The sequence below is a fragment of the Mycobacterium sp. IDUB_3 genome (assembly GCF_055419585.1).
The window spans coordinates 186,865-204,040 of record NZ_JBVAXZ010000002.1; the positions used below are offsets into that span (position 1 = coordinate 186,865).

The following is a 17,176-nucleotide window of genomic DNA, read 5'->3' on the forward strand; positions in this document are numbered from 1 at the left end:
AGTCCCTACCGGTCCGGCAAGGCGTGTTCGACGATGGGCAGCCGGGCCTGCGGCTGCCGCACGCCACGCTTGGCAGACAGGTACACCTGCGCGGTCCTTTCGGCCACCGTGCGCCAATCGAAATCGGAGGTGAGTCGCTCGCGGGCGGCGTGGGCGCGCTGCTGCGCGGCCTGCGGGTCGTCGAGCACGGTGCGCACCGCCGCGGCCAGCCGTCCCACGTCGCGCGGCGGGCAGGACACCCCGGTCCGGCCGTCGATCACCGCCTCGCCCAGGCCGCCGATGTCCGATGTCACCAGGGGAGTGCCGGCCGCGGCCGCCTCCAGCGCCACGATCCCGAACGGCTCGTAGTGGCTGGGCAGCACCGCGGCGTCGGCGCGATGCAGGACGGCCAGCAGCTCGGCGTGTTCGAGGTGCCCGACGAACCGGATCGCCTTGAGCACCCGGTGTTTACGGGCCTGCTCGATGAGCCAGCCCTGCTGGGTGCCCTCACCGGCGATGGTCAGCGTGGTACCGGGATGGCTGCGCCTGATCCGCGGCAGCGCGGCGATGACGTCGTGCACACCTTTCTCGTACTCCAGCCGGCCCAGGTAGAGCAGCTCGGCGGGCCCGGTGCGCGGCCGGCGCGCCGCGAACGGCCACCGCGCCGTCTCGATGCCGTTGCAGATCACGGTGATCTCGGCCAGGCCGGGACCGAACAGTTCGGTGATCTCATCAGCCATCGATGCCGAACATGTGATCAGCGAGTCGGATTCGCGCACCAGCCACGATTCGATCGCGTGCACCTGGCGGCTGATCGGGCCGCTGACCCAGCCGGAATGCCGGCCGGCTTCGGTGGCGTGGATCGTGGAAATCATTGGCGCATCGTAGAATTGGGCGAGGGCGATGGCCGGGTGGGCCACCAGCCAGTCGTGGGCGTGCACGACGTCGGGCCGCCACACGCGGTTGGTGCCCGGTTTCGTCAGGGGCAGCCCGGCGCGAATCATGGAGTGGCCCATCGCAAGCGTCCACGCCATCATGTCGGTGCCGAAGGTGAATTCGTGCGGATCCTGGGCGGCCGCGATCACCCGGACGCCGTCGCTGATGTGGTCGGACGACGGGTGACTGCGGGGATCGGTTCCGGTGGGTCGGCGCGACAGAACCACGACGTCGTGACCGGCGGCGGCCAGCGCGGTCGACAGGTGATGCACGTGCCGGCCGAGCCCGCCGATCACGACCGGCGGGTATTCCCACGACACCATCAGGATTTTCACGCCGCGGCCCGCCTCATCGGGGCAACCTGCGGGCATCGAGGGCGCCGAACAGCCCGTCGGCGCGGTTCCATCCCTCCGCCAGGCGCTGCGCGGTGTCGCGCCGGCCCGACGCCAGCGCGTCGGCGATTTCGCGGGTGGCGTGCGCATGCAGGTGGGCGCGGTAGCGGGCGTAGTCGGTGGCCGAATCCTTGCTCACCATGAACGGCCAGTCGCTGGACACGGTGAGCAGCGTCTCGCGCAGGATCTGATCGGCGACGTGGTCGCGGGGGATGGGCCCGTCCAGCGACGCGGTCTGGGACAGCGCCTTGTCGACTGTGCTCAGTGCCATGTCGACGACTTCGCTGTTCAGCGCGACCAGATCGGCGACCTGGTCGCCGGCCCACACCTGCCAGTCCTTGCCCGAGCCCCACGAGCTGGGCGGCAGGGCAACCGGGTTGCCGACGAAGCCGTCGGCGATGGCGTCGTTCAGCGTGCCCACCCGCACGCCGGCCTCGGGCAGGGCCCGCAGCACCCGCTCCAGCCAGGTCGGGCCCTCGTACCACCAGTGACCGAACAGCTCGGTGTCGAATGCGGCGACCACGTGGGCGGGTCGCCCGATGCGCGCGGACTCCGCGAGCAGGCGGTTGCGGACCACGTCGACGAAGTCGGTGACGTGCGTGTCGACCGCGTGGTCGGCGCGCTCGGGGTCATAGGGCGCCTTGTCCTCCGAGGACACGTTGCGGCCCGTCACCCGGGCCGGCTTGAGGCCGGTGAGGTGGTCGTAGGTGTGGAAGTCGCGATACGCGGCGTGCCCGGGATAGCCGGACTTAGGAGACCACACCCGGTAGCTGACCTGCAGATCGCGCCCGAACGCCACCACATCGGTGCCGCCGACCGGCCGGCCCAGCGCGGTGTCGCCGTGCAGCGACGGGCCGTCGACCATGAAATGGGTGACGCCGGCGGCCGAATAGTCGTGTTCCATGCCGGGCGCGTAGGCGCATTCGGGCGCCCAGATCCCGCCCGGGCGGTGCGCCAGGCGGTGCGCGGCGTCGGCCAGACCCTCGCGCAGCGCGAACTCGCGCAGCCGCGGCGCCAGCAGCGGTTGGAACGGGTGAGCCAGCGGGCCGCCGAGCAACTCCACCGCGCCGGAGTCGAGCAGGCTGCGCAGCAGCGGGCTGCCGCCGTGCCGCCACAGGATGGCGAAGTCGTCCAGCGCCCGCTGCGCCTCGGCGGACTCACGAAGCCCCAAGGCGCGCAACGCTTCCGGTGTGCATGACTGGTAGCCGGCGGACTTTGAGCTTGTTGCGGACCGCACGCTGGTGGCCTCCAGGCCGCGCAGCCGCCAGTTGGCCAGCCAGTGATGCATGCCGTCCAGGCAATACGGGTCGTCGAGTTGGGCGTTCACCACCGGTGTGACGCCCAGCGTGATCACGCCGCGGCGGTCTTCGCCGGCCAGGGTGTGCAGCACCCGCATCAGCGGCAGGTAGGCCGCCGCCCAGGATTGATACAGCCATTCCTCGCCGACCGGCCAGCGGCCGTGGTGGGCCAGCCAGGGCAGGTGGGTGTGCAAAACCAGGGTGAAGAGGCCGGGAACGCGGTGCTGCGGCGCGCTCACGGTGCTACCGCGATCGCGATCAGGTCGAGGCTGTCGTCGATGTGCTGGCCGGTGCGCGCGCCCGCGCCGGCCTCGACCAGGTCGAAGTCGCCGGTGGTGACCGCGGCGACGTCGGCCACCAGCTCGGGCGGCCACGATGCCCCGGGGTCAGCGGCCATTGCGCGCTGGATCTGCGCGTCGATGATCGAGCCACCGTGCCGGGCGTCCATCTCGCGAAGCCTCGGGCCGTGGAACAAGCCGCTGATCGACACGTCGGTGAAGCCCCCGTCGATGAGGAGCTGGGTCAGTTCGGCGGCGTTGAGTTCCCGGGTGTGGAACGGGTTGATCGGGGTGTCGCGACCCGGGGAGAAGGTGATCCGGTTCGGCGTGGACATCATTAACAGCCCAGACGGCCGCAGCACCCGGGCGCACTCGACGACGAACTGTGTTTGGTCCCACAGGTGTTCGATCACCTGGAAGTTGACCACAATGTCCACCGACGAATCGGGCAGTGGCAGCCGCGCGAGGTTCGCCTGCATGACGTCCACCCGCGGGTAGCGGCCGCGGACATGGGCGACCGCGGCCTCGTCGTAATCCACCGCGATGACGCGGCGGGCGACACCGGCGATCAGATCGGCGCCGTAGCCCTCCCCGCAGCCGGCCTCGAGTACGTCGGCGCCCGCGCAACGCTGGGCAAGCCGCTGGTAAACGACCTCGTGGCGGCGAAACCAGTAGTTCTCGATGTCCAAACCCGGGATGGTGCGCTCGCCCGTCAGCATCATCACGGCGTCACCCCCCGAGGCGGTGTCGCCGGGGGTGTGCTGCGGGACGTCAGGGACCGGTGCGCTCATTGCATAGGCAGGCTAACGCGAAGTGTCGGATTCGCGAACCGGGGAAGTGAGGCCCCGCTTCTCAGGCGGTGGACGGGCTGCGAGAACGTGCACTACGACCAGCTATGGTGTGAATGCATACCGCACAAAGTTACCGGGTAGTAACACGGCCGTGCGTTGCGAAAACGCGTACCGAGGTTTCGCAGTCGATTGCTGCGAGCCCCCTTCTAGGAGGACGAACCACACTCATGACGAACATCGTGGTCCTGATCAAGCAGGTCCCAGACACCTGGTCGGAGCGCAAGCTATCTGACGGCGATTACACGTTGGACCGTGAGGCCGCCGACGCGGTGCTGGACGAGATCAACGAGCGCGCGGTGGAAGAGGCGCTGCAGATCCGTGAGCGCGAGGGCGGCGAAGGCTCGGTGACGGTGCTGACCGCGGGTCCCGAGCGCGCCACGGAGGCGATCCGCAAGGCTCTGTCGATGGGCGCCGACAAGGCCGTCCATCTCAAGGACGACGGCCTGCACGGCTCGGACGTTGTCCAGACCGGATGGGCCCTGGCGCGTGCGCTGGGCACCATCGAGGGCACCGAGCTGGTCATCGCCGGCAACGAGGCCACCGACGGGACCGGGGGCGCGGTGCCGGCCGTCATCGCCGAGTACCTGGGCCTGCCGCAGCTGACACACGTGCGCAAGCTCTCCATCGAGGGCGACAAGGTCACGGGCGAGCGGGAGACCGACGAGGGTGTGTTCACGCTCGAGGCGACCCTGCCCGCGGTGGTCAGCGTCACCGAGAAGATCAACGAGCCGCGGTTCCCCTCCTTCAAGGGCATCATGGCCGCCAAGAAAAAAGAGGTCACGGTGCTGACCCTGGCGGAGATCGGGGTGGAGAGCGACGAGGTCGGGCTGGAAAACGCCGGTTCGACCGTGCTGTCGTCGACGCCCAAGCCACCGAAGACCGCGGGCGAGAAGGTCACCGACGAGGGCGAGGGCGGTAACGACGTCGCCAAGTACCTGGTTGCCCAGAAGATCATCTGACCCGAGTCCCTAAGACGAGAAGAGCGAAATAACTCATGGCTGAAGTACTGGTGCTCGTCGAGCACGCAGAAGGTGCGCTGAAGAAGGTCACCTCCGAACTGATCACCGCCGCCCGCGCGCTGGGCGAGCCCGCCGCCGTCGTGGTCGGCGCTCCCGGGACCGCCGCGCCGTTGGTCGACGGGCTCAAGGAGGCCGGCGCCGCGAAGATCTACGTCGCCGAGTCCGACGACGTTGACAAATACCTGATCACACCGGTGGTCGACGTGCTGGCCTCGCTCGCCGAGTCCAACTCTCCCGCCGCGGTGATCCTGTCCGCCAACGCCGACGGCAAGGAGATCGCCGGCCGGCTCGCGGCCCGGATCGGATCCGGCCTGCTGGTCGACGTGGTCGAGGTCAAGGAAGGCAACAAGGCGACCTACTCCATCTTCGGTGGCGCGTTCACCGTGGAGGCCCAGGCCAACGGCGACACCCCGGTGATCACCGTGCGCGCCGGCGCGGTCGACGCCGAACCGCAGGCCGGCGCAGGCGAAGAGATCAAGGTCGAGGTCCCGGCGCAGGCCGAGAACGCCACGAAGATCACAGCCCGCGAGCCCGCGGTCGCCGGTGACCGTCCGGAACTGACCGAGGCCACCATCGTCGTCTCCGGTGGTCGCGGTGTCGGCAGCGCAGAGAACTTCAAGGTCGTCGAGGAGCTGGCCGACTCGCTGGGTGCGGCCGTCGGTGCGTCGCGCGCCGCCGTCGACTCCGGCTACTACCCGGGCCAGTTCCAGGTGGGCCAGACCGGTAAGACGGTCTCGCCGCAGCTCTACATCGCGCTGGGCATCTCCGGTGCCATCCAGCACCGCGCGGGCATGCAGACGTCCAAGACGATCATCGCGGTCAACAAGGACGAAGAGGCACCCATCTTCGAGATCGCCGACTACGGCGTGGTGGGCGACCTGTTCAAGGTCGCTCCGCAGCTGACCGAGGCGGTCAAGACCCGCAAGGGCTGAGTCTCGGCCGCGCAAAAAGCCCCCGGCACCGCGGTGCCGGGGGCTTTTTGCGTCCGGGGCCGGACAAATCGGCGTCGCGTCCGTGACCATCGACCCCTTCCCGAACCCGCTAGCGCCGGCGCTGGCGGATTGCGAAGTGACACAACCGTTCTCGGGCCCGGCCGTCGAGGTCGCTAGGCGCCGGTCAGCATCGCTTCGATGCGACGCACGGCGATGGAACACACCGTCAGGTAGGGCGCGGACCACCACGGCACCGACATGCTCACCCGCGCGCCGTCGCCCGCCGGGTCCACCCGGTGCCGGGTCGCCGGGACACCGGCCACCTTCCACGCCCAATAGTGCCCCGGCTCGAACTCGGTGACTTCGAACGGCAACGCGACCAGCAGGGAGGTCTGTACGGTGCCGGTCGCGTGCAAGCCCAGTGCGGTGTGCTGCGGGTCCAGCCGCGCCCCCCGAATCGTCGGCCCCCACTTCGGCCACGCGTCCAGATCGACCAGCAATTTCCACACCGCGGCCGGCGGCGCCGCGATCTGGCGATCCGCGGTCAGGATCATGGCGCGGCCTGCCCGAGCAGGCACTGCTGTTGGACGACGTCGTCGGGATCGATGAGCCGGCGCAGGCCTGCCGAAGGTCGGGTCATTCGCTTGTTTCCCTCCAGGTCACCTGCACGTCCTACCCGGCGCGGTCCGCGCTCAACCGCGGAAAATCGGTAACGCTGCGTTCATCGCGCCGTTGCGGGGTCACTGTGAGCTGCGTCGCAGGGCTCCCCATTGCGCATAGTTCGTCATCTCACGTGCACCGACACGTCACAGCGTCGATGCCGACTAGCTCATCGACTACGCCACGTTTGGGTTCATGAGCATTGCTTCAGTCCTCATACCCAGCGATAAGCCAAGCGGAACGGCCACCAGCTCGTCGGCGGCACCCCGCTACTCCCTGTTGCTGTCCACCGACCCCGCCATGATCGAGGCGGCGCAGCGACTCCGGTACGACGTGTTCACCAGCACGCCCGGTTTCGCACTGTCGGCGGCCGACCAACAAGGACGGGACGTCGACAGGTTCGACGAGTTCTGCGACCACCTGCTGGTTCGCGACGACGACACCGGTGAGCTGGTCGGCTGCTACCGCATGTTGGCGCCGGCGGGGGCCATCGCGGCCGGCGGGCTCTACACCGCCACCGAGTTCGACATCCGCGCCCTGGACCCGCTGCGGCCGTCGCTGGTGGAGATGGGACGCGCCGTGGTGCGTGACGGGCATCGCAACGGCGGCGTCGTCCTGTTGATGTGGGCGGGCATCCTGGCCTACCTGGACCGCTACGGCTACGACCACGTGACCGGGTGCGTGTCGGTGCCCATCGGCGGCGAATCCGACGTTCCGGGCAGCCAGCTGCGCGGCGTCCGCGACTTCATTCTGAGCCGGCACGGGGCACCCCCGGAATACCGCGTCTACCCGCACCGGCCGGTGGTCGTGAACGGGAGGGGGATCGACGACATCGCCCCGCCCGCGCGGCCCTCGGTTCCGGCGCTGCTGCGCGGCTACCTGCGGCTGGGCGCCCAGGTGTGCGGCGAACCCGCGCGCGACCCGGACTTCGGCGTCGGCGACTTCTGCGTCCTGCTGGACAAGGCGCACGCCGACACCCGATATCTCAAGCGACTCCGATCGGTCTCCGCGGCGTCGGAAATGGCGGGCGGCGAGCGATGAACGCCCCCGCGGGCACCGGGCACTCCTGGCTACCGCGCGCCTCGTGCGATGCCCGCTGTGTGGGTGCGGGCGACGTGGTGGCGTCACGACCGCTGCTGACGAAGCTGCGGGTGACCCTTCGCCTCATGCTGGCGCTGCTGCTGGCGCCGGGCCTGCCGCTGCTGGCGGTGCCGGTGCCGGGCCGCACCCGCGTGCAGCGCATCTACTGCCGCTTGGTGCTGCGCTGCCTGGGCGTCCGAATCACCGTGACGGGCAACCCGATTCGCAACCTGAGCGGGGTGCTGGTGGTGAGCCCGCACATGTCTTGGCTCGACGTCTTCGCCATCGGTTCGGTGCTGCCCGGGTCGTTCGTCGCGCGGGCCGACATGTTCACCGGCCCCGCGACCGGGGTCGTGGCCCGCTTCCTGAAGATCATCCCGATCGAGCGGACCAGTCTGCGGCGCCTGCCCGGCGTGGTGGACGCCGTCGCCCGCAGGCTGCGTGCCGGCCAGACGGTCGTCGCATTTCCGGAGGGCACCACCTGGTGTGGCCGGGACCGCGGCGCGTTCTATCCGGCGATGTTCCAGGCCGCGATCGACGCCGGCCGGCCGGTGCAGCCGCTGCGGCTGACCTACCACCACGTTGACGGCAGCCCCTCGACGGTGCCGGCCTTCGTCGGCGACGAGACCCTGCTGAGCTCGATCCGTCGGCTGCTCGTCGTGCCGCGCACGTTGGCCCGGGTGCACGTCGAGTCTCTGCAGCTCCCCGGGACCGACCGCCGCACCCTGGCCGGTCGGTGCCAGTCCGCGGTGGGCGCCGGAACCACCCGGCGCGCTGGTCACGGGCACGTGCTGGTGGCCTGAGCCAACGGGCGGGCCGGTATCGTGGGTCGCGTCATGGTCTACCTGGATCACGCCGCCACCACCCCGATGCACCCCGCCGCCGTCGAGGCGATGACGGCTGTGCTGGGCACGGTCGGGAATGCGTCCTCGCTGCACACCAGCGGCCGCGCGGCGCGGCGCCGCATCGAGGAATCCCGTGAGCTGATCGCCGACCGGCTGGGCGCACGCCCGTCGGAGGTCATCTTCACCGCCGGCGGCACCGAGAGCGACAACCTGGCGGTCAAGGGCATCTACTGGGCCCGCCGCGACGCCGAGCCGCGCCACCGGCGCATCGTCACCAGCGAGGTGGAACACCACGCCGTGCTGGACTCGGTGAACTGGCTGGTCGAACACGAGGGCGCCGAGGTCACCTGGCTTCCGACCGACACCGACGGGTCGGTGTCGGCGGCGGCGCTGCGCGAGGTGCTCACACGGCACGACGATGTCGCGCTGGTCTCGGTGATGTGGGCCAACAACGAGGTCGGCACCGTGATGCCGGCCGCCGAACTCGCCGCCGTCGCGGCCGAATTCGGCGTCCCTATGCACAGCGACGCCGTTCAGGCGGTGGGGCAGCTGTCGGTCGACTTCGCCGCCAGCGGTTTGTCGGCGATGAGCGTGACCGCACACAAATTCGGTGGCCCGCCCGCGGTGGGCGCGCTGCTGCTGCGCCGCGACGTCGCGTGCGTGCCGCTGGCGCACGGGGGCGGGCAGGAGCGCGACATCCGTTCGGGCACCGCCGATGTCGCCGGAGCGGTCGGAATGGCGGCGGCGGCCCGGATCTCGGTCGACGGGCTCGAGGTCAACAGCGCACGGCTGCGCGCGTTGCGTGACCGGCTGGTAGACGGGGTGCTGGGCGGCATCGAGGACGTCATTCTCAACGGGGCCCGCGATCCGCTGCGGCTGCCCGGCAACGCGCACTTCACGTTCCGCGGCTGCGAGGGCGATGCGCTGCTGATGTTGTTGGACGCCAACGGAATCGAGTGCTCGACCGGATCGGCGTGCACCGCCGGTGTCGCGCAGCCCTCGCACGTGCTGATCGCGATGGGCGCCGACGCGACCAGCGCCCGCGGTTCTCTGCGACTGTCGTTGGGGCACACCAGTGTCGACGCCGACGTCGACGCGGTGCTGCGGGTACTGCCCGGGGCGGTGGACCGCGCCCGTCGCGCCGCGCTGGCGGCCACGGGGGCGTCCTAAGTGAAAGTGCTTGCTGCCATGAGCGGTGGCGTCGACTCGTCGGTCGCCGCCGCCCGGATGGTCGACGCCGGACATGACGTCGTCGGCGTGCACCTGGCACTGTCCAGCGCGCCCGGCACGCTGCGCACCGGCTCGAGGGGGTGCTGCTCGAAGGAAGACGCCTCCGACGCGCGCCGCGTCGCGGATGTGCTCGGAATCCCGTTCTACGTCTGGGATTTCGCGGAGAGGTTCAAGACGGACGTGATCGACGAATTCGTGTCGTCGTACGCGCGCGGCGAAACCCCCAACCCGTGCGTGGTGTGCAATCAGAAGATCAAGTTCTCCGCGTTGTCCGCGAAGGCCGTTGCGCTCGGGTTCGACACGGTGGCCACCGGCCACTACGCCCGGCTCTCCGATGGCCGGCTGCGCCGCGCCGTCGATCACGACAAGGACCAGTCCTACGTGCTGGCCGTCCTGAGCGCCGAGCAGTTGCGCCACGCGGCGTTCCCCATCGGGGACACCCCCAAGCCGCAGATCCGGGCCGAAGCCGCGCGGCGCGGCCTGACCGTCGCCGAAAAGCCGGACAGCCATGACATCTGCTTCATCCCGTCGGGCAACACCCGTGCCTTCCTGGGCGAGCGCATCGGGGTGCGCCGCGGTGCCGTGGTCAATGCGGACGGCACGGTGCTCGCCGAGCACGACGGCGTGCACGGTTTCACCGTCGGCCAGCGCAAGGGGCTCGGCATCGCCGGGCCGGGGCCCGACGGCCGGCCGCGTTACGTGACCGCGATCGACGCGGAGACCTCGACCGTCCAGGTGGGCGAGGCGGCCGACCTCGAGATACGCGAAATGGTCGGGCGGACACCGATTTTCACCTCGGGCGTCACGCCGTCCGGGCCGGTGGAGTGCGCGGTTCAGGTGCGCGCGCACGGCGAAACAGCCGACGCGATAGCCGAACTGATCAACGACGAGCTCGTCGTGCGGCTGCGCGCACCGATGCGCGGCGTGGCCCGCGGCCAGACGCTGGTGCTGTACCGGCCCGATCCCGACGGTGACGAGGTGCTCGGCAGCGCCACCATCGCCGGCACCACCCGCTGAACGCGGGCTACCGCGGCATGTTCGCGGAGATATTCGTCATCACGATGTCGGACACCGATTGCGCGAAGCCGCAGAAGGTGACCTCCAGCATGGCCACCGACAGGATCCGGTAGTCGCGGCCGCACCCGCCGGGCCGCAGGTGTAGTGACGTCGCGTCTGCGTTCCAGTCGCCGATATAGAGGCGGCCGTTCGAGCCGTTCGCGCAGTCGCCGACGGTACCCACCAGTGCGCCGAAGGCGCGCCGGGCGGCGTCGGCATCGCGGTACGCCGCCGCGCCTTCGGAGATCAGCGCGCCGTCGGGCGGGTCCTGAAACGTCGTCTTGTGGAACGCCTCGAGGTCGCGCCCGAAGGTCGCGGTCTCGGCATAGATGAACCGGCACTCGCGCGGCGCGGTATTGGCCAGCGCGTCGATATCCACCGGGCTGGTGCCGTCCATCGACGGGATGATGGTCAGATGCTCACCGGCGCCGGTGATCGCGCGCATCCGGGTCTGATCCAACAGGATGGTGTCGACGTCGACGCCCTGCACCACCCGCCGGTCGGCGGCGGATCCCGCCACGGCCGCGCCGTCCACCACCCGGGTGCACGCCGCCACCAGCGCCACCACCGCGCACAACACCGGTAGCCACGCCGATTTCGCCTTCTGCGACACGTTTTCGCACCTCTCTGGCGTTGAAACTACCCGTGCCGCCCCGCGGCTCACAGACCCCTGCCGACCGGCGGGTGGTGCGCCGTCGAATACGGTTGCCCGGTGAGTGATTTCACCCATCCCTTTGCCAGCGCCAGCGGTGTCGGATCGTGGCCCGGCATCGGCGCGCGCCAGGCCGCCGAAGTCGTCGTGGGTGAACTCGCCGGCGCGCTGGCGCACATCGTCGAGCTGCCGGCGCGCGGAGTGGGTGCCGACATGCTGGGCCGGGCCGGCGCGCTGCTGATCGACGTGGCCATCGACACGGTGCCGCGCGGCTATCGGCTGGCCGCCCGGCCCGGCGCGGTCACCCGTCGCGCCGTCAGCCTGCTCGACGAGGACATGGACGCGCTGGAAGAGGCCTGGGAGGCCGCCGGCCTGCGCAACGACGGCCGGGTGGTGAAGGTGCAGGCGCCGGGACCGATCACACTGGCCGCCGAGATCGAGCTGTCCAACGGCCACCGGGCGATCACCGATCCCGGGGCGCTGCGCGACCTGGCGGCCTCGCTGGCCGAGGGCGTGTCCGCGCATCGTGCGGGGCTGGCGCGCCGGCTCGAGGCGGAGGTGGTGGTGCAGTTCGATGAGCCGTCGCTGCCCAGGGCCCTGGGCGGTGGGCTGAGCGGGGTGACAGCGCTGAGCCCGGTGGCGCCGATCGACGAGGAGGTGGCCGCGGGCCTGCTCAACGCCTGCGCCCAGACGGTGGGCGGTGAGGTGCTGCTGCACTGCTGTGCCCCCGGCCTGCCATGGGACCTCTTGCAGCGCAGCGTCTTTCGTGGTGTATCGGTAGACGCCAACGCGCTGAGCGCGGCGGATCTGGACGGAGTCGCCGAGTTCTTGGAGTCCGGCCGCACCGTCGCGCTGGGGGTGGTCGCCGGCAACGCCCCGCCGCGCCGGCCGTCGACGGAGGAGGTGGCCGCCGCGGTGGTCGCGGTGACCGATCGGCTTGGCTTCGCTCGTTCGGCGCTGCGCGACCGCATCGGCGTCACGCCCGCCTGTGGCCTGGCCGGTGCGACGCCGGAGTGGGCGCGGACCGCCATCGAGCTGGCCCGCAAGGCGGCTGAGATGTTCGCCGAGGATCCCGACGCCATCGAATAGGCAACCGAAAGGTTGCGCTTTCGGGTGGGTCGTGCTGAAGTAATAGGCAACCAGGAGGTTGCATATGAAGATCGAGAAGCGGGTGGTGCTGCGCGCGCCGCTCGAGCGGGTGTGGCGGGCCATCAGCGACGCCGAGGAGTTCGGCCGATGGTTCGGGGTGCGCTTCGACGGGCCGTTCGTCGCCGGGACGTCGGTGACCGCGGCGATCAGCCCGACCGTCGTCGACGGGGAGGTCGCCAAGCGTCAGGAGCCCCACGCCGGGGTGCGCAGCACCTGGCAGATCGTCGCCGTCGAGCCGCGGCGCCGGTTCGCCTACCGCTGGCATCCGTTCGCCATCGACCCGGACGTCGACTACGACAGCGAGCCGACCACCCTGGTCGAATTCACCCTGCGCGAGCAGCCAGACGGCGTTCTGCTGACCATCACCGAATCCGGGTTCGAGGCGATTCCCGAGGCGCGCCGCGGGCCGTCGTTCGACGCCAACGGCGAGGGCTGGGCGATCCAGACCACGCTGGTGCGCAGGTACATCGAAGGCGTCCGGGTATGAAAGTCGCCGTCGACGCGCCGCTCTTCGACGCGCTCGGCGATCCCAACCGGCTGCGCATCTTCGTGCGGCTCTGCGACCAGGGCCCCAGTTCGACATCGCAGGTCACCGGCGGGATACCGGTCACCCGGCAGGCGGCCACCAAGCATCTGCAGCTGCTGGAGTCCGTGGGGCTGGTGACCAGCGCACGGCGGGGCCGCGAGCGGGTCTGGACGGTGCAGACCCAGCCGTTGGCGTCGGCCAGCGACTACCTGAGTCAGCTGTCCCGGCGGTGGGATGCCGCGATGGATCGGTTGCGGGCCTTCGTGGAGGACTGAGCGCGCCCGGTTTCGCGTCGGTGTCCTCGGATAGCCTGCCAAGGTGAGCGCAGCAGAAGCTGATTCGGTATCGCCCGAGGTTCGCCGGCAGTGGCAGGACCTCGCCGAAGAGGTCCGTGAACACCAATTCCGCTACTACATCAAGGACGCGCCGATCATCTCGGACGCGGACTTCGACGCGATGTTCAACGAGCTTCTCGCGCTGGAGGAGCGCTACCCCGAGCTGCGGGTGGCCGATTCGCCGACGCAGCTGGTCGGCGGGGCCGGATTCGCCACCGAGTTCGCCGAGGCGCAGCACCTGGAACGGATGCTGAGCCTCGACGACGTCTTCGATCGCGACGAGCTGGTGGCCTGGAACAACCGCGTCGAGAACGAGGTCGGCGACCAGCCGTACTACCTGTGCGAACTCAAGATCGACGGGGTCGCCCTGGCGCTGGTGTACCGCGACGGCCGGCTGGAACGCGCCGCGACCCGGGGCGACGGCCGGGTCGGCGAGGACGTGACGCTCAACGCGCGCACCATCGACGACGTGCCCGAGCGGCTGTCCGCCAGCAAGGACTTCCCGATTCCCGCCCTGCTCGAGGTGCGCGGTGAGGCGTTTTTCCTGCTCTCCGACTTCGAGGCGCTCAACGCCAGCCTGGTCGAAGACGGCAAGGCGCCGTTCGCCAACCCACGCAACAGCGCCGCGGGGTCGCTGCGCCAGAAGAACCCGGCCGTCACCGCCCGGCGCAAGCTGCGGATGATCTGCCACGGCATCGGCCGCACCGAGGGGTTCGTCCCGAAGACCCAGCACGAGGCCTACACCGCCCTGAACGCCTGGGGGCTGCCGGTGGCCGAACAGACCGCGCGGGTGCGCGGCCTGGCCGCCGTGGAGGAACGGATCGGCTACTGGGGTGAGCACCGCTACGAGCTCGAGCACGAAATAGACGGCGTGGTAGTCAAAGTCGACGATGTCGCGCTGCAGCGCCGGCTCGGGACCACCTCGCGCGCGCCGCGCTGGGCGGTCGCCTACAAGTACCCGCCGCAGGAGGCGCAGACCAAGCTGCTCGACATCCGCGTCAACGTCGGGCGCACCGGACGCGTCACCCCGTTCGCCTTCATGACGCCGGTGAAGGTGGCCGGGTCGACGGTGGGGCTGGCCACCCTGCACAACGCCGCCGAGGTGAAACGCAAGGGCGTGCTGATCGGCGACACCGTGATGATCCGCAAAGCCGGCGACGTGATCCCGGAGGTGCTCGGTCCGGTCGTCGACCTGCGGGACGGCTCCGAACGCGAATTCGTCATGCCCACCGCGTGTCCCGAGTGCGGCACCACGCTGGCGCCGGCCAAGGAGGGCGACGCCGACATCCGCTGCCCCAATGCCCGGTCGTGTCCGGCGCAGTTGCGAGAGCGGGTGTTTCACGTAGCCGGTCGCGGTGCGTTCGACATCGAGGGGCTCGGTTACGAAGCGGCCATCGCGCTGCTCAAGGCCGAGGTGATCGCCGACGAGGGCGACCTGTTCACCCTCACCGAGGACGACCTGTTGCGCACCGAGCTGTTCCGGACGAAGGCCGGCGCCCTGTCCGCCAACGGCAAGCGGCTGCTGGACAACCTGGACAAGGCCAAGAAGGTCGCCCTGTGGCGGGTCCTGGTGGCGTTGTCGATCCGTCACGTCGGGCCGACGGCCGCACGTGCCCTGGCGACCGAGTTCGGCGATCTGGATTCGATCATGTCGGCGTCGACGGAGCGGCTGGCCGCGGTGGAAGGCGTCGGGCCGACGATCGCGGCGGCGCTCACCGAATGGTTCACCGTCGACTGGCATTGCGCGATCGTCGACAAGTGGCGCGCGGCCGGCGTCCGAATGGCCGACGAGCGCGACACCAGTGTGCGGCGCACGCTGGAGGGCCTGACGGTGGTGGTCACCGGGTCGCTCAGCGGCTTTTCCCGCGACGACGCCAAGGAGGCGATCCTGACGCGCGGGGGCAAGGCCGCCGGCTCGGTGTCGAAGAAGACCGACTACGTCGTGGCCGGCGATTCGCCAGGATCCAAGTACGACAAGGCGATCGAGCTGGGGGTGCCCGTCCTCGACGAGGACGGCTTCCGGAAGCTGCTGGCCGAGGGTCCCACCGAAACCCCGGCGGACTGAGCCGATGAGCAATCGGTACGGTGATTCCACCCGCAGCCTCAAAGCCGTTGATTCTCAAGTGATTACGGGTCAACCAGTGGCCCCGCAGCCGGTGCTTGTGTCCACCTACCATCTGTCCGGCGACGAATCCGATGTCTTGGACAGCTACGGCCGCGGCTCCAATCCGACCTGGCGGCAACTGGAATCCGCACTCGCCGAGCTGGAGGGCGCCACCGGCGCGCGGGTGTTCGGCTCGGGCATGGCGGCCATCGGTGCGGTGCTGCGGGCGGCGGTGACTCCCGAATCGACGCTGGTGATACCGGTCGACGGGTACTACCAGGTGCGCCGTTACGCCACCGAGGACCTGGCGCCCGCCGGTGTGACGGTCGTCGAGGCGTCGAGCTCGCAGATCTATGACGCCGCCGCGACGGCGGACGTGGTGTTGGCCGAAACTCCCACCAACCCGGGATTGGATGTCGTCGATCTGCACCGGTTGGCCACCATCTGCCGCGGCCGCGGCGCGCGCCTGATTGTCGACAACACCGCCGCCACGCCCCTGGGTCAGCAGCCGCTGTCGTTGGGGGCGGACGCGGTGGTGGCCAGTGCGACCAAGGCCCTGTCCGGTCACGGTGACCTGCTGGCCGGCTACGTGGCCACCAGCCAGCCCGAGCTGCTGGCCGCGGTGGAGCGACATCGGCTGCTCGCCGGCGCGATCCTGGGCGGGTTCGAGGCATGGCTTCTGTTGCGCAGCATGGCAACTGCCGGATTGCGTTTCGAACGGCAATGCCAGAACGCCCGGGCGCTGGCGACCATGCTGGCCCGCCACCCGGCGGTGCGGGCGGTGCGCTATCCGGGATTGGCCGACGATCCGGCGCATCCGGTGGCCATGGCACAGATGCGCCGATTCGGGGCGCTGGTCTCGGTCGAACTGGCCAACGCGACCGCGGTGCACCGGCTGGTGGACCGCAGCGAACTGCTGATCGCCTCCACCAGTTTCGGGGGCCTGCACACCTCGGTGGACCGCCGGGCGCGCTGGGGAGACCCGGTCGTCGACGGATTCGCGCGCATCTCAGTGGGTATCGAGGACACTGACGACCTGCTCGCCGACATCGAACGCGCGCTGATGTCTTCCCCCTGACGATTCAGATTCGTGCGGGCCGACTGCGCCGAAACTGGTCCGCATCGCCCGACCGGCTCTATCGTGGGCTCTATGACCCAGACGGCCGACCGGTGTGAGCACGCGTCGCCGTGGTCGCCGCGCGAGGCCGAGATACTGGCCGTGACCCTGGCGCTGCTGCAGGAACACGGCTATGACCAGCTGACGGTGGACGCGGTGGCCAACGCCGCGCGCGCCAGCAAGGCCACGGTCTACCGGCGCTGGCCGTCCAAGGCCGAACTGGTGCTGGCCGCCTTCATCGAAGGCGTCCGCCAGGTGGCCGTCCCGCCGAACACCGGCACGTTGCGCGGTGACCTGCTGAGCCTGGGGGAGACCATCAGCCAGGAATGCGGGCAGCACGCCGGCACCATCCGCGCGGTGATGGTCGAGGTGTCGCGCCACCCCGCGCTCAACGAGGCCATGCAGCATCAGTTCCTGGACCAGCGCAAGGCCACGATCCAGCACGTGCTGCATCAGGCGGCCGACCGCGGCGAGATCTCCGAGGACGTCATCACCGACGAACTCTGGGACCTGTTGCCCGGCTATCTCATCTTCCGGTCGATCTTGCCCGGTCGGCCGCCCACCCGGCGCACCGTGGAAGCGTTTGTCGACGGCTTCCTCATCCCCGGACTGACCAAGTCGGCGGGGTAAGACGCCGCATGTCAGCGGCGGCCCCGGCCGGAAAATATATACGCGCGCGTCTCTTGTACAGTACGGTCCGGTACCGTACTGTCATACCTGTCGATCACACTCACGGT

At 70.0% G+C, this 17,176-nt stretch carries 17 protein-coding genes; 12 read left to right on the forward strand and 5 right to left on the reverse strand.

Features of this window, described 5'->3' with window-relative positions; all coding sequences use genetic code 11:
- Positions 1 to 5: 5 nt before the first annotated feature.
- The 3 genes from ACZYVJ_RS21735 to ACZYVJ_RS21745 are packed head-to-tail and all read right to left on the reverse strand — an operon-like array spanning position 6 to position 3,674.
- Positions 6 to 1,250 (reverse strand): glycosyltransferase family 4 protein, encoded by a 1,245-nt coding sequence (locus ACZYVJ_RS21735; RefSeq protein ID WP_463833817.1) that lies wholly within the window; start codon positions 1,248 to 1,250, stop codon positions 6 to 8.
- A gap of 13 nt (positions 1,251 to 1,263) precedes the next feature.
- Positions 1,264 to 2,844 (reverse strand): 1,4-alpha-glucan branching protein domain-containing protein, encoded by a 1,581-nt coding sequence (locus ACZYVJ_RS21740; RefSeq protein WP_463833258.1) that lies wholly within the window; start codon positions 2,842 to 2,844, stop codon positions 1,264 to 1,266.
- On the reverse strand, positions 2,841 to 3,674 hold the full coding sequence (locus ACZYVJ_RS21745; protein WP_463833259.1) for a class I SAM-dependent methyltransferase: 834 nt from the start codon (positions 3,672 to 3,674) through the stop codon (positions 2,841 to 2,843). The genes ACZYVJ_RS21740 and ACZYVJ_RS21745 overlap by 4 nt, the downstream gene beginning before the upstream one ends.
- A gap of 227 nt (positions 3,675 to 3,901) precedes the next feature.
- Between ACZYVJ_RS21745 and ACZYVJ_RS21750 the strand changes: the two genes are divergently transcribed.
- Complete coding sequence (locus tag ACZYVJ_RS21750) at positions 3,902 to 4,693, forward strand: electron transfer flavoprotein subunit beta/FixA family protein (RefSeq protein WP_067356298.1); 792 nt, start codon at positions 3,902 to 3,904, stop codon at positions 4,691 to 4,693.
- Between the two features lie 35 nt (positions 4,694 to 4,728).
- The gene (locus ACZYVJ_RS21755; protein WP_463833260.1) at positions 4,729 to 5,685 is read left to right on the forward strand and encodes an electron transfer flavoprotein subunit alpha/FixB family protein; all 957 of its coding nucleotides are present in this window, start codon (positions 4,729 to 4,731) and stop codon (positions 5,683 to 5,685) included.
- A 173-nt stretch (positions 5,686 to 5,858) separates the two neighbouring features.
- Here ACZYVJ_RS21755 and ACZYVJ_RS21760 read toward each other — a convergent pair whose 3' ends face one another.
- Positions 5,859 to 6,239 carry an SRPBCC family protein gene (locus ACZYVJ_RS21760; RefSeq protein WP_463833261.1) on the reverse strand — a complete coding sequence of 127 codons (381 nt, stop codon included), beginning with the start codon at positions 6,237 to 6,239 and terminating at the stop codon, positions 5,859 to 5,861.
- A gap of 301 nt (positions 6,240 to 6,540) precedes the next feature.
- On the opposite strand from ACZYVJ_RS21760, the gene ACZYVJ_RS21765 reads away from it, so the two are divergent.
- Genes ACZYVJ_RS21765 through mnmA form a run of 4 tightly spaced genes read left to right on the forward strand, consistent with a single transcriptional unit; the run spans position 6,541 to position 10,517 of the window.
- Complete coding sequence (locus tag ACZYVJ_RS21765) at positions 6,541 to 7,386, forward strand: GNAT family N-acetyltransferase (RefSeq protein WP_463833262.1); 846 nt, start codon at positions 6,541 to 6,543, stop codon at positions 7,384 to 7,386.
- Complete coding sequence (locus tag ACZYVJ_RS21770) at positions 7,383 to 8,228, forward strand: lysophospholipid acyltransferase family protein (protein WP_463833263.1); 846 nt, start codon at positions 7,383 to 7,385, stop codon at positions 8,226 to 8,228. Before ACZYVJ_RS21765 ends, ACZYVJ_RS21770 begins: the two co-directional genes overlap by 4 nt.
- Before the next feature lie 33 nt (positions 8,229 to 8,261).
- The gene (locus ACZYVJ_RS21775) at positions 8,262 to 9,440 is read left to right on the forward strand and encodes a cysteine desulfurase family protein (protein WP_463833264.1); all 1,179 of its coding nucleotides are present in this window, start codon (positions 8,262 to 8,264) and stop codon (positions 9,438 to 9,440) included.
- On the forward strand, positions 9,441 to 10,517 hold the full coding sequence (mnmA, locus tag ACZYVJ_RS21780; protein ID WP_463833265.1) for a tRNA 2-thiouridine(34) synthase MnmA: 1,077 nt from the start codon (positions 9,441 to 9,443) through the stop codon (positions 10,515 to 10,517).
- 7 nt (positions 10,518 to 10,524) lie between these two features.
- Here mnmA and ACZYVJ_RS21785 read toward each other — a convergent pair whose 3' ends face one another.
- Positions 10,525 to 11,169, reverse strand: a complete 645-nt coding sequence (locus tag ACZYVJ_RS21785; protein WP_463833266.1) for a sensor domain-containing protein — start codon at positions 11,167 to 11,169, stop codon at positions 10,525 to 10,527.
- 99 nt (positions 11,170 to 11,268) lie between these two features.
- Between ACZYVJ_RS21785 and ACZYVJ_RS21790 the strand changes: the two genes are divergently transcribed.
- From ACZYVJ_RS21790 to ACZYVJ_RS21815, 6 genes are all read left to right on the forward strand, one after another.
- Complete coding sequence (locus tag ACZYVJ_RS21790; protein WP_463833267.1) at positions 11,269 to 12,297, forward strand: uroporphyrinogen decarboxylase/cobalamine-independent methonine synthase family protein; 1,029 nt, start codon at positions 11,269 to 11,271, stop codon at positions 12,295 to 12,297.
- Between the two features lie 64 nt (positions 12,298 to 12,361).
- The gene (locus tag ACZYVJ_RS21795) at positions 12,362 to 12,844 is read left to right on the forward strand and encodes an SRPBCC family protein (protein WP_463833268.1); all 483 of its coding nucleotides are present in this window, start codon (positions 12,362 to 12,364) and stop codon (positions 12,842 to 12,844) included.
- Complete coding sequence (locus tag ACZYVJ_RS21800) at positions 12,841 to 13,158, forward strand: ArsR/SmtB family transcription factor (protein ID WP_463833269.1); 318 nt, start codon at positions 12,841 to 12,843, stop codon at positions 13,156 to 13,158. The genes ACZYVJ_RS21795 and ACZYVJ_RS21800 overlap by 4 nt, the downstream gene beginning before the upstream one ends.
- 43 nt (positions 13,159 to 13,201) lie before the next feature.
- Positions 13,202 to 15,283 (forward strand): NAD-dependent DNA ligase LigA, encoded by a 2,082-nt coding sequence (ligA, locus tag ACZYVJ_RS21805; protein ID WP_463833270.1) that lies wholly within the window; start codon positions 13,202 to 13,204, stop codon positions 15,281 to 15,283.
- A gap of 4 nt (positions 15,284 to 15,287) precedes the next feature.
- Complete coding sequence (locus ACZYVJ_RS21810; RefSeq protein WP_463833271.1) at positions 15,288 to 16,400, forward strand: cystathionine gamma-lyase; 1,113 nt, start codon at positions 15,288 to 15,290, stop codon at positions 16,398 to 16,400.
- Positions 16,401 to 16,472: 72 nt separating this feature from the next.
- Entirely contained in the window at positions 16,473 to 17,069 is a 597-nt protein-coding gene (locus ACZYVJ_RS21815; RefSeq protein WP_463833272.1) for a TetR/AcrR family transcriptional regulator, read from the forward strand.
- The last annotated feature ends 107 nt before the right edge of the window (positions 17,070 to 17,176 follow it).